The sequence below is a fragment of the Photobacterium sp. Ph5 genome (assembly GCF_022129445.1).
In the GTDB taxonomy this organism is placed as follows: Bacteria; Pseudomonadota; Gammaproteobacteria; order Enterobacterales; family Vibrionaceae; genus Photobacterium.
The window spans coordinates 18,185-35,283 of sequence record NZ_JADQAQ010000047.1 but is presented as its reverse complement, the minus strand read 5'-3'; the positions used below and the strand labels follow the sequence as shown (position 1 = coordinate 35,283).

General features: G+C 40.7%; 15 protein-coding genes. 8 read left to right on the top strand and 7 right to left on the bottom strand.

What is annotated here, in order from left to right:
• Positions 1 to 319 precede the first annotated feature (319 nt).
• Positions 320 to 871: a D-glycero-beta-D-manno-heptose 1,7-bisphosphate 7-phosphatase gene (gene gmhB, locus I3259_RS16100; RefSeq protein WP_238030649.1), complete on the bottom strand. Its 552-nt coding sequence runs from the start codon at positions 869 to 871 to the stop codon at positions 320 to 322.
• A gap of 262 nt (positions 872 to 1,133) precedes the next feature.
• Here gmhB and metN point away from each other — a divergent pair, with 262 nt between their 5' ends.
• From metN to I3259_RS16060, 8 genes are all read left to right on the top strand, one after another.
• Positions 1,134 to 2,168 carry a methionine ABC transporter ATP-binding protein MetN gene (metN, locus tag I3259_RS16095; RefSeq protein ID WP_238030648.1) on the top strand — a complete coding sequence of 345 codons (1,035 nt, stop codon included), beginning with the start codon at positions 1,134 to 1,136 and terminating at the stop codon, positions 2,166 to 2,168.
• On the top strand, positions 2,158 to 2,844 hold the full coding sequence (locus I3259_RS16090) for a methionine ABC transporter permease (protein WP_238030647.1): 687 nt from the start codon (positions 2,158 to 2,160) through the stop codon (positions 2,842 to 2,844). The genes metN and I3259_RS16090 overlap by 11 nt, the downstream gene beginning before the upstream one ends.
• Before the next feature lie 41 nt (positions 2,845 to 2,885).
• Positions 2,886 to 3,701 (top strand): MetQ/NlpA family lipoprotein, encoded by an 816-nt coding sequence (locus I3259_RS16085; RefSeq protein ID WP_238030646.1) that lies wholly within the window; start codon positions 2,886 to 2,888, stop codon positions 3,699 to 3,701.
• Positions 3,702 to 3,804: 103 nt separating this feature from the next.
• Complete coding sequence (gene tsaA, locus I3259_RS16080; protein WP_238030644.1) at positions 3,805 to 4,506, top strand: tRNA (N6-threonylcarbamoyladenosine(37)-N6)-methyltransferase TrmO; 702 nt, start codon at positions 3,805 to 3,807, stop codon at positions 4,504 to 4,506.
• Positions 4,507 to 4,632: 126 nt separating this feature from the next.
• Positions 4,633 to 6,348 carry a proline--tRNA ligase gene (locus I3259_RS16075; RefSeq protein ID WP_238030643.1) on the top strand — a complete coding sequence of 572 codons (1,716 nt, stop codon included), beginning with the start codon at positions 4,633 to 4,635 and terminating at the stop codon, positions 6,346 to 6,348.
• Positions 6,349 to 6,541: 193 nt separating this feature from the next.
• Positions 6,542 to 7,399 (top strand): GGDEF domain-containing protein, encoded by an 858-nt coding sequence (locus I3259_RS16070; RefSeq protein WP_238030641.1) that lies wholly within the window; start codon positions 6,542 to 6,544, stop codon positions 7,397 to 7,399.
• A gap of 133 nt (positions 7,400 to 7,532) precedes the next feature.
• Positions 7,533 to 7,739, top strand: a complete 207-nt coding sequence (locus I3259_RS16065; protein WP_238030639.1) for a YaeP family protein — start codon at positions 7,533 to 7,535, stop codon at positions 7,737 to 7,739.
• On the top strand, positions 7,739 to 7,927 hold the full coding sequence (locus I3259_RS16060) for a DUF4250 domain-containing protein (protein ID WP_238030638.1): 189 nt from the start codon (positions 7,739 to 7,741) through the stop codon (positions 7,925 to 7,927). Before I3259_RS16065 ends, I3259_RS16060 begins: the two co-directional genes overlap by 1 nt.
• Positions 7,928 to 7,979: 52 nt before the next feature.
• Here I3259_RS16060 and I3259_RS16055 read toward each other — a convergent pair whose 3' ends face one another.
• From I3259_RS16055 to rnhB, 6 genes are all read right to left on the bottom strand, one after another.
• A complete protein-coding gene (locus I3259_RS16055; RefSeq protein ID WP_238030636.1) occupies positions 7,980 to 9,191 on the bottom strand; it encodes an aromatic amino acid transport family protein in 1,212 nt (403 codons plus the stop codon).
• 196 nt (positions 9,192 to 9,387) lie between these two features.
• On the bottom strand, positions 9,388 to 10,299 hold the full coding sequence (locus I3259_RS16050; protein ID WP_238030634.1) for a D-alanine--D-alanine ligase: 912 nt from the start codon (positions 10,297 to 10,299) through the stop codon (positions 9,388 to 9,390).
• 133 nt (positions 10,300 to 10,432) lie between these two features.
• Positions 10,433 to 11,734, bottom strand: coding sequence for a tRNA lysidine(34) synthetase TilS (tilS, locus tag I3259_RS16045; protein ID WP_238030633.1), 1,302 nt, complete (start codon positions 11,732 to 11,734; stop codon positions 10,433 to 10,435).
• A 115-nt stretch (positions 11,735 to 11,849) separates the two neighbouring features.
• Positions 11,850 to 12,809, bottom strand: a complete 960-nt coding sequence (gene accA, locus I3259_RS16040) for an acetyl-CoA carboxylase carboxyl transferase subunit alpha (protein ID WP_238030631.1) — start codon at positions 12,807 to 12,809, stop codon at positions 11,850 to 11,852.
• A gap of 70 nt (positions 12,810 to 12,879) precedes the next feature.
• Positions 12,880 to 16,359: a DNA polymerase III subunit alpha gene (gene dnaE / locus I3259_RS16035; RefSeq protein ID WP_238030630.1), complete on the bottom strand. Its 3,480-nt coding sequence runs from the start codon at positions 16,357 to 16,359 to the stop codon at positions 12,880 to 12,882.
• 128 nt (positions 16,360 to 16,487) lie between these two features.
• Positions 16,488 to 17,099 (bottom strand): ribonuclease HII, encoded by a 612-nt coding sequence (rnhB, locus tag I3259_RS16030; RefSeq protein ID WP_238030628.1) that lies wholly within the window; start codon positions 17,097 to 17,099, stop codon positions 16,488 to 16,490.

The window sequence follows — 17,099 nt, the reverse complement described above, 5'->3', positions numbered from 1 at the left end:
TTTCAACGAGTGCCCACACAGATTGCATGGTCAAATTATTAAAGAACAATACTGATTTCGTTGCTAGCCAGTGGCTTGCTCCGTGTCAGTGAGGTCGCATTATAGGGAGATTTTATTAACTGACAATAGTTTTTTTTGCTTTTTTTATTAGGTCAAGTTTGTTTGAGTGAATTTTAATCAAAAAAGCATTTGGTCGATCATTTTTTCACTCAACCAGTTAGCTAATATTAGTAAAAACAAAAAAGCAGCGGAATATATACGCTGCTTTCTTTCATCTATTTTTGCTTCTGTTGTTAAGTCGTAGTGTTAGCAAGTATTATTATTTTGCTAACCAAGCTGGTACATCAGCAATACTATCAAGTACCACATTTGCCATCGACTCACCTTCTTCAGTGATTGGCTTACCTGTACGTACGAGTACCTTTAAAGCAACATCAGCAGCAGCAGCCGCTTTCATATCATCAGCTTTATCACCAATCATTACAGATTGTGACATATCGATTTTTAAGAAATCGCGAGCTGAAATAAACATGCCTGGCTTTGGTTTACGGCAATCACAATCTTGCAAGTAATCACCTTGCCCTTTTGTTGCATGATGCGGACAGTAATAAATACCATCAAACTCAACACCATTATCAACAAAGTTCCAGTCCATCCATTCTGTTAATGAAGTAAATTCATCTTCGCTAAACATACCGCGAGCGATCCCTGATTGGTTTGTTACCAATACAAGTAGATAACCCATATCTTTGAATTTTTTACATGCTTCAAATACACCTTCAATGTATTCAAAATCATCAACGGTATGTACATAGCCGTGATCAACATTAATCACGCCATCACGGTCAATAAAGACTGCTGGTTTGGCCAAAAGGATAGCCCTCTTAAATCATAAATTATTTAGATTATGGCACGAGTTAATTACGAAAAGCACTTGTTATTACTTAATGCTTATCACCACAACCATTTAGACGTCTAGACGTAAAAATAGCTATTGACAGTTTTTATGATAGAACATAGCATCACAATTACAGGATGATTGCTTATTTAACACCATTAAAACAATCTACCGTAAATTTATACAATAGATATTTAATATCATCCAATAGTTTTATCTAGGAGCAGGACGTTCAATGATAGAAATAAAACAACTCAATAAAGTCTTCTATCAAGGTGATAAGGCTATTAACGCATTAAGCAATATCAACCTTACGATTCACCAAGGCACAATTTTTGGGGTAATTGGCTCATCAGGAGCAGGTAAAAGTACCCTGATCCGCTGTGTTAATTTATTAGAGTGCCCATCTAATGGGCAAGTGATTGTCGATGGTGTCGACCTTACTATTTTATCAAATCAAAAACTTACTTTGGCTCGCCGTAAAATAGGCATGATTTTCCAACATTTTAATCTACTTTCATCTCGCACAGTTTTTGATAATGTTGCTTTACCTCTTGAGTTAGCCAATACAGATAAAACGACGATTAAAGCAAAGGTAACTGAGTTACTGGCTTTAGTGGGACTTGAAGATAAACACTTAAGTTACCCGTCTAATTTAAGTGGCGGTCAAAAACAGCGTGTCGCGATCGCTCGTGCGTTAGCCTCTGATCCGAAAGTGTTACTGTGTGATGAAGCTACCAGCGCATTGGATCCTGCCACCACATATTCGATTCTTGAGCTACTGCAAGAAATTAACCAAAAGCTAAACCTAACTATTTTACTTATTACTCATGAAATGGATGTAGTGAAACGTATCTGTAGTGAGGTAGCGATTATTGGTGACGGTAAATTAGTAGAACAAGGATCGGTCGGTGATATTTTCTCACATCCAAAAACCGAATTAGCCAAAGACTTTATTCGCTCAACGTTGGATTTGTCGATACCAGCAGACTACCAAGCTCGCATGACGCAAACTCAAGTTGAAAACTCATACCCTCTCATTCGTTTAGAGTTCACCGGTGCTTCTGTTGATGCGCCACTGATCAGCCAAGTAACACGTAAGTTTGGCTTAGATATCAGCATTCTTAGCTCGGATATGGATTATGCGGGAGGCGTAAAATTTGGATTGATGTTGGCAGAGTTTTTCGGTGATCAACGCTCTGTTGAGAATGCTGTCAATTTTCTACGTCAAAATAAAGTGAATGTTGAGGTGCTTGGCTATGTCGCTTAATGATTTAACCCTATGGTGGCAACAAAATACCCGCCTAATTGATTTACTAATTGAAGCATTAGGACAAACATTAACCATGGTGTTTGTGTCTGGACTGATTGGTTTTGTTATTGGTATTCCTTTGGGTGTCACCCTTCATTTAACAAAGAAAAATGGCCTGTTAGAGAATACAGCCGTTAATAATATCCTCAGCATCATCGTTAATATTGGGCGATCTATTCCTTTTATTATTCTGCTGGTTGCAATTATTCCATTTACCCGATTTGTCGTTGGTAGCTCAATTGGTACAGCTGCTGCGATTGTACCTCTAGCTGTCGGTGCTATCCCTTTTATTGCTCGTTTAGTTGAAGGGGCACTATTAGAAATCCCATCAGGCTTAGTTGAAGCAGCGCAATCTATGGGAGCCACCCCACTCCAAATTATTCAAAAAGTATTATTACCAGAGGCATTACCAGGCATCATCAATGCGGTAACGATCACTCTTGTTACCCTAGTCAGTTATTCCGCGATGGCGGGGACTGTAGGTGGTGGCGGTTTAGGTGATGTGGGTATTCGTTACGGTTACCAACGTTTTGATGGCACTGTCATGGCTATCACGGTAGTCGTTCTAATAATACTGGTACAAATTATTCAATCTGTTGGTGATTACCTCGTTAAACGTTTTGATCATCGATAATCAAACACTTTAAGGAAAACCCCATTTTAAGGAGAAGTTGTATGGCGTTTAATCTAAAACATGTTTTTGCTCTTGCTGGTGTTGCTGCAGCACTATCACTGACTGGCTGTGGTGAAAAAGAAGCTGTCGTTGATAACAATAAAGTAAAAATTGGCGTCATGGCAGGAGCCGAAGAGCAAGTGGCAGAAGTTGCCGCTAAGCAGGCTAAAGAGAAATACGGCTTAGATGTCGAGTTGGTCTCATTTACTGATTACGTATCACCGAATGCTGCATTAGAAGAAGGCTCTATTGATGCTAATGCTTTCCAACATAAGCCATATCTTGATCAGCAAATTAAAGATCGTGGTTATAAGTTTGCAGTAGCTGGGAATACTTTTGTTTACCCAATCGCAGGTTACTCAAACTCAATTAAATCTATTGATGAGCTAAAAGACGGCGATAAAGTGGCAGTACCAAACGATCCAACCAACCTTGGTCGTTCATTGTTACTACTTCAACAGCAAGGCCTAATTAAACTAAAAGACGGTTCTGGTTTAACTGCAACAGTATTAGATATTGTAGAAAACCCGAAAAACTTAAAGATTGTAGAGCTGGAAGCGGCACAACTCCCTCGCTCTTTAGATGATGTGGCACTTGCTGTTATTAACACCACTTACGCAAGTAGCATTAACTTAACGCCTGAGCGTGACGGTGTGTTTGTAGAAGATAAAGAATCACCGTATGTAAATCTTATCGTCTCTCGCGCAAACAATGTTGATGCAGAGAATGTGAAGAAATTTGTTCAAGCGTACCAATCTGAAGATGTATATAACTCTGCAAAAAATATCTTTAATGGTGGTGTTGTAAAAGGTTGGTAATCCTTACTTTCTACTAACCATATACTTATCGGGTAGGTCTCAGCACCTACCCTTTTTTATGCTATATTCAGAGCTCTTTTGACTTCTTAGTTGGCTTCATTCCATGTCTTATAACATCGAACCTATCGGTATTATCCATTCTCCTTATAAAGAAAAGTTTGCTGTTCCTAGACAGCCAGGATTAGTGCCAAGTGCGCGTTCTGAAATTGTTTTACAAGGTGCTGCAAATTCATTAGAAGCAGTAAGAGGCATAGAGCAATTTAGTCATTTGTGGTTATTATTTTTATTTGATCAGAATTTAGAAGCAGGATGGCGCCCAACCGTTCGTCCGCCTCGATTAGGCGGTAATGAACGTATTGGTGTGTTTGCCAGCCGTGCCACATTCCGCCCAAATGGGATTGGTATGTCAGCGGTCGAATTAAAAGGGGTTCGCCATGAAAACGGCAATGTGATCATCGAACTTGCTGGTGTCGATCTCGTTAATGGCACGCCAATTATCGATATTAAGCCTTATATTCCTTATTCAGACAGCTTGCCACAAGCACAAGGCGGCTTTGCTTCAAGCGCGCCTGATCTCATGCCTGTGTGTTTTAGCGAAACAGCGCTCAATCAGCTACCATCAAAAAACAAAACCTATTATCAAGCGGTGATCAGCGAAGTTTTATCCCAAGATCCTCGCCCTGCTTATAAGAAAGGTAAACCCGATCCAAAACAATATGCAGTACATTTGTTTGATTTTAATGTTCACTTCTCAGTAACTGGACAACAAATAACCGTTAATCAGATCGAGAAAGTTAATCAATAGCAGATCTTATACAGTTCTCTTTGGCGAATAACGTGTAGGCTGGTAATATATTCGGCTATCGTCAGATCACTGACGGGCGGGATTTATTCCTTCTTTTTTAATTTAATTAATCAACGGATACCATCAATGCGTACCAGTAACTATCTTCTTTCTACTCTGAAGGAGACTCCAAACGACGCAGAAATCATCAGCCACCAGTTGATGCTTCGTGCAGGTATGATCCGTAAGCTGGCTTCAGGTTTATATGCCTGGCTACCTACAGGTCTGCGTGTTCTGCGTAAGGTCGAAAACATCGTTCGCCAAGAAATCGACAATGCAGGCGCAATCGAAACCTTGATGCCCGTTGTTCAGCCGTTCGAACTATGGGAAGAAACAGGTCGCTCAGAAAAAATGGGCCCTGAACTACTTCGCTTTACTGACCGTCACGCGCGTCCGTTTGTACTTAGTCCAACAGCTGAAGAAGTTTTCACTAGCTTGGTACGTAACGAAGTAAACTCTTACAAGCAACTTCCGTTGAACTTGTACCAAATTCAAACAAAATTCCGTGATGAGCGCCGCCCTCGTTTTGGCGTAATGCGTGCTCGTGAATTTTGCATGATGGATGCTTACAGCTTTGACATCGACAAAGAAGGCTTACAAAAGTCTTACGATGCAATGCACGATGCATACTGTAAAGCGTTCGATCGCATGGGTCTTGAGTACCGTCCAGTATTAGCAGACTCTGGCGCTATCGGTGGTAGTGGCTCTCAAGAGTTCCACGTACTAGCAGAAAGTGGTGAAGATTTAATCGCATTCTCTACAGAATCTGATTACGCAGCTAACATCGAAAAAGCAGAAGCATTAGCCCCTGCTCACGATCGTGCTGAACCAACAGTTGAACTGTCTGTTATCGATACACCAAATGCGAAAACTATCGATGAGTTAGTTGAGCAACACGGTATTGCTATCGAGAAAACGATCAAGACGCTATTTGTTAAAGCTTCTGATGAGATCGATGCGCCTATCGTAGCGCTATTAGTTCGTGGTGATCACGAATTAAACGAAATTAAAGCAGAAAACCTAGACTGGATTGCTTCTCCACTGGAAATGGCAACAGAAGAAGAAATTCGTCAGTTCGTTAACGCAGGTCCTGGTTCACTAGGTCCTGTTGGATTAGAGCTACCTGTTATTGTTGACCGTACTGTCGCTGTAATGAGTGACTTTGCCGCTGGCGCAAACATCGATGGTAAACACCATGTTGGTATCAACTGGGGTCGCGATGTTGAACTAGGTCGTGTTGAAGATCTACGTAACGTTGTTGAAGGTGATCTTAGCCCATGTGGTAAAGGTACACTGCAACTTAAGCGTGGTATCGAAGTCGGTCACATCTTCCAATTAGGTAATACTTACTCTGAGAAGATGAACTGTAGCGTGCTAGATGCTAACGGTAAAAACACGATTCTAGAAATGGGTTGTTACGGTATTGGTGTATCACGTGTTGTGGCATCAGCTATCGAACAGAACCATGACGAAAACGGTATTATCTGGCCAGATGCTCTTGCACCATTCCACGTTTCTATTGTTCCTATGAACATGGCGAAATCAGAAGAAGTGAAAGAAGCGGCAGAGAAGCTATATGCTGATCTAACTGCTGCTGGTATTGAAGTACTGTTTGATGATCGTAAAGAGCGCCCAGGTGTAATGTTTGCAGATCACGAACTACTAGGTGTTCCACATACTATCGTTATTGGTAACCGTAGCCTTGAAAACGGTGAGATGGAATATAAAAACCGTCGCACAGGTATCAAAGAAGCCGTTGCTGTAAATGATGTTGTTGCGTTTCTTAAGCAAAAAATGGCTTAAGTGAAAAGTTAATAACACATTGAAAAAGCTGTCATTATGGCAGCTTTTTTTCTATCCCTTCTTTTAAAAAACACTTTACTCACTCCCATTTTTTTATGTAACAGAAAATATCCGTTACAATCTTGCCGTTATCATTGATCTGCTCAAAATATACCCTATAGTGACAAATCAAATAGTTATTGATCATGTCGTAATGGAACACGCTTTATTTAATCGATCTCATTCCTCACCTTCCACTAAGCTAAAGCAAAAACCTTTAGCTGCAGATCAACGTCTGTTGATCCTGCAAAAACTTCAAGGGAAACTGGAGATCCAAGCGTTATTTCAACCACTCTGTCGAGAGCTAGATAAACAGATTGATATCGCACGTTTAGTCTGGACTCTAAATGAAACCAGCACTTTGATCCGCCAGGGACAAGCGACACCTCATCAAAAAAGTTTTGCTTTACGCTTTGGTGATAACTGTCTAGGAACACTTCACTATTCTACCCTTTACCCATTAGATAACGATGAAATAAGCCTATTACATACCTACCACCGTTTATTTGCAGGCCCACTATTTAATGCAGTTGAATATCAAAAAGTTAAAAACATGGCGCTGAAGGATCAGCTTTCAGGACTCTGCAACCGGATGTGCTTTGAGCAAGATATTCATCATGCTATTGCCATGAGCGAAAAAAGAGATGTAGAACTAGTATTGTTTATTTGCGATTTAGATAATTTTAAGCAAGTGAATGACAATTTTGGTCATCTCGATGGCGACAAAGTTATTAAAGATTTTGCTAATGCATTGAAGTTTGCAACACGTACCTCTGATCGTTGTTATCGCATCGGAGGTGATGAGTTTATTATCTTGCTTCAACCTGCCAGTGCTCGCTCTGAAATAAAAGTAGCATCACGGATCAACCAATATATTCAACAAAGCTCAATCTTGGGTATCTTAAATATTGGCTTTTCTTATGGCACAGCCACCTTTAATCAAGGTGATTCTATGCTGTCTTTAATTGAACGTGCAGATCGTAAGCTTTATCATCATAAGCGTAATAAATAATCACCTCGTTGCGCTAATCACCATAAACCCTACGTTTTTCTTTTATTTAACGCTATGATGATTCACGTTAATAGTGAGGATATTCGAAGCGACCCCTACATTCTCTTCGAATATTTTCTAGAAAGGATGAATGATGCAAATTTATCAATGCTGTGAGCTTATCCGAGCAACTTACGCGCAAATTGGTAGTGGAGATCAAGGCTATATTCCTTCTGCTATTAGCTGTGCAATTAAAACCTTCAATGATATTGCTGAAGATACAAATTTACCGCTTGAAGTCCGTGAGCGTGCTGCTTTTGCTGCTGCGAATTTATTGATCAGTGATCACGAGGATAAGTAATGGATTTATCTAAATTTGAAACCATGGATCCCATCATGTTAATGAGCATTGTTAATATGAAGATCCGTGATGATTTCCAAGAGCTCGACGAACTTGTTAAATTCTACGATATCGATCGTCAAAAGCTAATCGATAAACTGGCAAGTGCTGGTTTTGAATACCTACCTGAAGCAAAACAATTTCGCTAAACAAAAAACGGAAGCTTAAAGCTTCCGTTTTTATTTTTGGGTTAAACCCGTATTAGCCTTTAAAGATCGGTAGTAAATTTGCCATCGCCATAATGTGGAATATTGCGGTCACCACACCAAAGCCAATCACAACATATACCGTCACATTACCGCCAGGTACCACAAATCCATCTTTCTTTTCTTTACATTGTCGGGTCTTTTTTGCCAGTAAAGCAGGAATAATACATGCCCAAATTGTTGCTGCAGCACCTGCTAGTCCAATTGCCGATAAAAAGCCCAATGGTGCAAATAATGAAAAAACCAAAGGTGGCAAGAACGTAATCGCCCATGTCTTTAGTCGACCTTGCTTTGTATCTTCAAAGCCAAATAAGTCAGCTAAATAATCAAAAACACCTAAACCAACACCGATAAACGAAGAAATAACAGCGGCAATTGAAAATATACGGATTGCTTGTTTAATACTGTTTGAATCAATCACACTATCCAGTGCTTGCGCTAGAGCATCAATACCGCCACCAGCAGACACTACAGGACCAAATGCGTCACGGGGTAAATTGCCAAAAATACAAATCACCCACACTAAATAGAAACCTAATGCGATTAATGTACCACCTAAAATCGCATTTTTAGCTTGGTATTCATTTCGATAATAGTCACGCATTGTACTGACCGAATGGTGGTAACCAAAAGAAGTTAATGCAACGGGTAATAATGCTAATGCATAAGGAGAATAGCTGGCATGTAAGTGCGTTGTATCAAGTAAAACAGGAACTTTTATATGTGTTGCTAGCCCTGATATTCCAATTAAGAAACTCACCAACATAAAAACAATCAGTAAAATAGAAATACGATCGACCGCGCGCGTTGAGTGAAGTACAAAGGTCGAACTGATTGCAACAAATAAAATAGAAGCTAACTTACTATCAATACCTAATATATTACTAAAAATCATACCCGATGACGAAATATAAGCATAAAGTAAAATCCCACCAACAAAATACAATGATAGGTTGTTGATCACATTCACTTTACTATTCATTACATCTTTTGTAATGGTATTAAAAGACACTTTAAAATCATAATGCTTAAGTGCTTCTAGTAATAACCAGCCAGATAGCGTCATCATTACCATGGTTAAAGATATTGCGATAACACTCCAAAATGTCCATGCGCCTGCCCCCGCACTCGGTAAACCTAACATGCCTGCGCCTACACAAACGCTTGCAATAATACATGCTCCGCCAAGTGTCGATGGTTTGCTCATTTCTTTCCCTTTTACCATTGTATCAGTAGACTAGTACAGTAATAGCTTTTGTATTTTATCGCAATAAAAAGTTACTAAGCAGCCTAAAAAAACAACATAGATCCAGTTAACTACATATACATCCTTATTAAACATAATTTAAAAGCATAAAAAAACACCGTAACAAATGCTTTATTACAGTGTTTCATCACTTTAATTAAATATGATCAAATTGTGCCTGGTCAAGCAGTTCAGAAATTAGCTCTTCATAACTAAAGCCGGCTTGTGCTGCTGCCATTGGGTAAACACTGCGCTCCGTCATTCCCGGTATGGTATTCATCTCAATAAGATAAATATCATTATTTTCCGTTAATATAACATCGACTCTGCCCCACCCTCTGCAACCTAAAGCTTGGTAAGCGGATAAAGCCGAAGCTTGCATTGCACTTTCTTCATCAGCATTAAGATCTGATGGACAATGATACGTTGCACTCTGAGTTCCAAATTTAGCACTCCAATCAAAAAAGGATTCAGAGCAAATTTGTACAACGGGTAAAGCTTTGTCATTTAAAACAGCACAAGTATATTCACGGCCAGCAATAAATTGTTCAACCAAAACTTCGGCATCATACTCAAATGCCGCTAATAGTGCGTGCCAAAGTTGTTCCTCATTATCCGCTTTAGTAACTCCGATACTACAACCTTGATTAAGCGGCTTTATTACAACAGGGAATGTGATATTTTGACAGCAAGCTAATATTTCTTGCTGTGTCATTGCCTTACGTATTAATACCCAAGGTGCAGTTAATAAATTATTAGCTAGCCAAACTTCTTTTGTTTTCAATTTATTGAGTGAAACAGCAGACGATAACAGACCACATCCAACATAAGGAATTTGTAAAATATCCAGTAACGATTGGATATGCCCACTTTCACCAATACCACCATGCAGTGCAATAAAGACTTTATCTAACTGATAAAGATTCAACATAGAAATATCAATATCACACGGATCAAGATGAATTGCCTCATGGCCAAGTGTTTTTATTGCAGCGATAATACGTGCTCCAGATTTTAGTGAAACTTCACGTTCGCTGGATCTTCCACCACATAAAACACCAATTCTCATTCATATCCCTTACTGAAAAACAAAACGCTAAAGTACCGTAGTTCTACCTTATTACTAATTAAGATGAATAAGAATATAGCGACAAAATATCGATTGTGTGATCTTGCTTGAAAGTTACGTCTTATTTGGATTTTTATGAGTTGAGATTAATGGCGATATCATTACCGGCAAACTCAGCGATAACAAAATACCCCACAACAGCAGCTAGCTTATCACCATAAAAAATAAGAGGTGTACGACTACGTAACCAACTTGGCACACGGTATTCTTGATAAAGTTTTTTTAATTTTCTACTGCCACATCGCCCTACAGGTTTAATCGCATCACCTTGGTAATGAAAACGTACCGTTATAGCCTCATTAGGCTCTGCATGTCTTAATAAAGGTTCATCACTCTTTGGGTTTAGAGTTAGCGTTCCTAAATCTTGCGGTAACAAGCAAGGCGTATCTAATTTAAGATTGCCTTTCCACTGACTAATATCATCCCATTGTTGCAGCAAATATAATTTCTTCTGATAGCGACGAACTTCAACATTTGCCCAACACAATTTAGGATTCGCATCCTCTTTTGCCTGTACAACGTTAAACCAAATCTGTTCTAGCTGCGCTAATGACGGCATTAAAACTGATTGTTTTTTTAACCATTGGCGAATTAACGCCATACCGACACGTTGGGTCACATCTGAAACAAGCAGTAAACTACCATCTGGTTGGATAGCTTGAGTAAGTTGGGTTGCTAATAACTCAGCTAATAATGCTTCTTGTTCACCACACAATGTACTACTTCGTACAATTGCTTTATGAATACTTGGCCAACGCGCTAATAGACGAGGAGTAATTTGATGACGAATAAAATTGCGATCATAACGCTCATCTTGGTTACTTTCATCCTCGACCCAAGAAAGTTGATGCGCTAATCCGTATTGCTCAATATCAGCACGTGTAACGCTGAGTAATGGTCTTAAATGCATCCCTTTAGCAAAAGGAAGTATAATAGGCATTGCAGCCAATCCGGCAGGACCGCTTCCGCGCTTTAATGCTAATAGAAAAGTTTCAATCTGATCATCACTGTGTTGAGCAGTTAATAACATGTCACCCTTATTAACATGTTGCGCTAAGATTTCATACCGCGCTTCTCGTGCTGCTTGCTCTAGGCTAATTCGGCTTCCTGTTCGTACTTTAACCCGTTCAACATCACAGCTAATACCTGCACTTTTAGCCCAAACCACACACTTATCAGCCCATATATCAGCATTAGAGCTTAACCCATGGTGTACATAAACGGCATGGCAGCTATATTCCGGATATTGCGTAATAAATCGCGCCATTAAATCAAGCAATACACGCGAATCTAACCCACCACTAAAAGCAAGGACATAGCGCTTACTAACGGGGAGATGAGTTAAAAGTTGATGACAAAAAGTGGAATACAACATGATATTTTCAACACTAAGAAAAACTATAGTCTAGCGCAGGCAATCAAAGCACTAAACGGGAAAAACAAAAAAGGCCAGCTGAACGCTGACCTTTTGCTATACATGACACTCAGTTTTAGCAGTAACCATAACTCATAAGGCGCTGATAACGACGTTCAAGTAACGTCTCAGTATCTAATTCATCAAGTTCAGCCAATGTTGCTTTAAGCTGTGCTTTTAATGTATTTGCCATTAACGGCACATTACGGTGAGCACCACCTAGTGGCTCTTCAATAATGTTATCAATTAGCTCAAGCTCTTTAAGACGAGGGGCTGTCATGCCCATGGCTTCTGCCGCTTGCGGTGCTTTATCTGAATCACGCCATAAGATTGATGCGCAACCTTCAGGTGAAATAACAGAATACGTTGAGTATTGCAGCATATTAACGCAATCACCCACACCAATCGCTAATGCACCACCAGAGCCGCCTTCACCAACTACATTACAGATAACAGGCACTTTCAAGCCAGCCATCACTTTTAGGTTCATCGCAATAGCTTCTGATTGACCGCGTTCTTCAGCACCCACACCAGGATATGCACCTGCTGTATCAATGAAAGTGATCACAGGCATATTAAAGCGCTCTGCCATTTTCATTAAACGTAATGCTTTACGATAACCTTCAGGCTTAGGCATACCAAAGTTACGCTTTACCTTCTCAGTCGTACCACGACCTTTTTGATGACCAATTACCATAACAGGGCGACCATCAATGCGGGCAATACCACCAACTAACGCTTTATCATCGGCAAATGCACGATCGCCAGCCAATTCATCGAACTCTTCGAACATGTGCTCGACATAATCAAAAGTATATGGGCGCTGAGGATGGCGTGCGAGTTGCGCAACCTGCCATGCACCAAGATCACCAAAGATTTTCTTGGTTAGCTCTAGGCTTTTCTTTTCTAGTTGCTCAATTTCTTTTTCTAGATCAACCGAATTAGACTCATCACGACGAGATACATCACGTAATGCTTCAATTTTTGCTTCTAGCTCTGCTATCGGTTGTTCAAACTCGAGGAAGTTCAGGCTCATACCACTTAAAATCCTTTTGCTTATGATGATGATAGGGACTTAACTACCCTATCATAAACATTAAGCGCATTTAATTAAACTCAAGCTCGACCTGCTTATCACCTAGGAGTGTTTTTAGATCCGATATTAATTGATCGGCTGGCGTTATTCGCCATTCTGTTCCTAAAGTGAGTTTGGCACGGGCATTCGAGCGCTGATAGTACACATTAACAGGCACTGTACCTGCTCTGTGTGGTTCCAGCACCTGGCTGAAACGGGCAAAAAACTGCTCATCAATCTGCTGTTCTGTTACCGATATAGCAAGACCACGGAGATGTTTTTCTCTCGCTTCTGATATATCGAGCACTTCACGTGCAGACATTCTAAGGCCACCGTTGAAATCATCAAAGCTGACCTGTCCTGATATCACAACAATTTTATCTTTTTCAAGCAGATCAATATAACGATCTAAGGCATCAGAGAATAACATGACTTCCATACGACCTGAACGATCATCCAGCGTCATTAAGCCAATTCTAGTACCACGTTTAGTTGTCATTACACGCGCGGCAATAACAAGTCCAGCAACAGTTGCTACTTTATCACGTCCTGTTTGCTGTGCATCTTTTAAACGCCATGTCGTGTAATGTTTTAATTCTGAGAGATATGCATTAATAGGGTGACCTGTTAGGTATAAACCTAATGTTTCACGCTCGCCTTCCAACCAGACTTTATCTGGTGCTTCAGGAATATTAGCATACTTATTCTCAACTTCTTCAGGTGCAGCTGTTAACACACCAAACATGTCGGCTTGGCCAAAGGCTTCGGCTTGATGGTGCTGACTCGCTGCTTTTATCGCATCATCTAAGGTTGCCAGCATCGCAGCACGATTAGGCCCTAAACGATCCATCGCACCCGACTTAATCAGTTTCTCTAAGACGCGTTTATTGACTTTTTTAGTATCAATACGGGCACAAAAATCAAATAAATCTTTAAAGTAGCCGCCTTTTTCACGGGCACTGATAATATTTTCAATCGGGCCTTCACCGACCCCTTTTACCGCACCGATACCGTAAACAACGGCACCGTCTTCATCAACATTAAAGCGATATAAACCTTTGTTAACATCAGGCGGTAGCAGCTTTAGCTTCATACGGTGACATTCGTCAACCAAGCTAATGATCTTGTCTGTATTATCCATGTCGGCTGTCATTACAGCTGCCATAAATTCTGCAGGGTAATGTGCTTTTAGCCACAAGGTTTGGTAAGACACCAACGCATAGGCGGCTGAGTGCGATTTGTTAAATCCGTAACCGGCAAATTTCTCTACCAAGTCAAAGATTTTCATTGATAGCTCGCCATCAACGCCATTTTTAATCGAGCCTTCTTCAAACACGGCTCGCTGTTTCGCCATTTCTTCAGGCTTTTTCTTACCCATCGCACGACGAAGCATATCCGCGCCGCCAAGGGTATAACCCGCCAGCACCTGTGCGATCTGCATTACCTGCTCTTGGTACAAGATAATGCCGTATGTCGGATCGAGAATTTCTTTTAATGACTCGTGTTGCCATTTTTCATCAGGATAAGAAACCGCTTCTCGACCGTGCTTACGGTCAATAAAGTTATCTACCATGCCTGATTGCAACGGCCCGGGACGAAATAGTGCTACGAGAGCGATCATATCTTCAAAACAGTCGGGTTGAAGACGTTTGATCAGATCTTTCATACCACGGGATTCGAGCTGGAATACCGCAGTTGATTCAGAGCGTTGTAACATCGCAAAGGATTTAGGATCATCCATTGGAATCGCTGCAATGTTAACAGGCTCTTTACCTTGCTCAATCAAGCGAGGATTAATTAGCGCCAATGCCCAGTCAATAATGGTTAATGTACGTAGACCTAAAAAGTCAAACTTAACCAAGCCTGCAGTTTCTACATCATTTTTATCAAACTGAGTAACAGGGTTATTACCCTCTGCATCACAATATAAGGGAGCAAAGTCGGTAATGGTTGTTGGCGAGATAACCACACCACCAGCGTGTTTACCTGCGTTACGCGTTACCCCCTCAAGAATGCGACACATATCAATCAAGTCGCGGACTTCTTCATCCGCATCATAGGCTTGACCTAATTGAGGTTCGGCATCAAACGCTTTAGCGAGTGTCATCCCAGGCTCTGCTGGCACTAACTTTGAAATGCGATCAACAAAACCATACGGGTGACCTAGCACACGACCAACATCGCGAATAACCGCTTTCGCTGCCATGGTACCAAACGTAATGATCTGCGATACCGCATCACGGCCATACATTTCAGCCACGTGATCGATAACCAAATCACGCTTATCCATACAGAAGTCGATATCGAAATCGGGCATGGAAACACGTTCAGGGTTCAAGAATCGCTCAAAAAGCAGGTCAAATTCAAGCGGATCTAGATCGGTGATTTTCAGCGCGTAAGCAACCAATGAACCCGCACCTGAACCACGGCCAGGACCTACCGGTACATCGTTATCTTTCGACCACTGTATAAATTCCATTACGATCAAGAAGTAACCAGGGAATCCCATTTGGTTAACAACTTTTAATTCGATATCTAAACGCTCATCATATTCAGGGCGACGAGCAGCACGCACCTCTGGATCGGGAAATAAAAATTCTAAACGCTCTTCGAGTCCTTCTTTGGATTTCGCAATCAAGAAGTCTTCAATTGTCATATCGCCTGTTGGGAAATTAGGTAAGAAGTACTCACCTAATCGGACAGTTACGTTACAACGTTTAGCGATCTCAACCGAGTTTTGTAATGCTTCTGGAATATCAGCAAATAACTCGCACATTTCTTCTTCACTACGAAGGTACTGCTGTGCGCTATAAAGTTTAGGACGATTAGGATCAACCAGTGTATAGCCGTCATGGATCGCCACGCGAATTTCATGCGCATCAAACTGATCAGCGGTTAACAGGCGGACATCATTGGTCGCAACTACAGGTAAATCAGCTTTTTCTGCTAGTTCAATGGCAAAGTGAAGATAAGCTTCTTCATCAGCACGTCCTGTACGTACTAATTCCAAATAGTAACTATCCGGAAAATGGGTTTGATAAAAAGCAACAAAGCTATCAACCATTTTCTGGTTGCCTTTAAGTAAGGCCTTACCCACGTCACCATTTTTACCACCAGATAGGATAATGAGTCCTTCACGGTGATTCACGAGCCATTCTTTATCAATAACAGGCTGGTGCTGTACATGACCACGTTGATAAGCTTCAGAAATCAATAACGTAAGGTTTTTATAACCTTCATTATTAGCAGCAAGGATCGTAAGTTCAAATAACTCATCGCCCATTTCTGCAGACTGTACTTTGAAATCAGCACCGATAATCGGCTTCATTCCGGCATCATGAGCAGCAAAGTAAAATTTCACCAAACCACAAAGGTTAGTAAAATCTGTCATTGCAAGTGCAGGCATACCGAGATCTGATGCCTTTTTAACGATTGGCTTTACTTTTGCCAACCCGTCAATCATCGAATAATCACTATGAACACGAAGGTGGATAAAACGTGGTTCTGCCATGACAACCTAATTTATTACGTAACTTAATTATGAAAATTATACCTGAAACGAGGTATGAGAGGTATTGAGCAAACAAAAAATGGCATAGCGAATAGCTATGCCATTAGTCTACAATAATAAAAAATCGTTTAGTCTAAACCCAGCACTCGCTTTACGGGTTTAAAGCTCTTACGATGCTGCTCTATTGCACCGTATTGCTCTAATGCTTCAAAGTGTGCTTTGGTTGGATAACCTTTGTGTTTTGCAAAACCGTACTGTGGAAACTCAGCATCCAATACTTCCATTTCACGATCGCGGGTTACTTTAGCGATAATAGACGCTGCACTGATCTCTGCAACACGTAAATCCCCTTTTACCACAGCTTGAGCCGCCATCGGTAATTCAGGTACTTTGTTACCATCAATAAGCACGTAATCTGGCTGTACACTTAAGCCTGCTACTGCGCGCTGCATCGCAACCATGGTTGCTTGCAAGATATTCAACTTATCAATTTCGTCTGCTTCACAACGACCTAATGACCAAGACAAAGCTTTTTCTTTGATTTCATCAAACAACAAATTGCGTTTTTTTTCGGTCAACTTTTTAGAATCCGTTAAACCTTCAATGGGATTATTTGGGTCTAAAATCACAGCCGCTGTCACCACTGCGCCAACTAATGGCCCACGACCGACTTCATCAACCCCTGCAATACAATGTGCTTGCGGGTAAACAAACGGTTCAAACTCTTTTTTCTCAGCCAT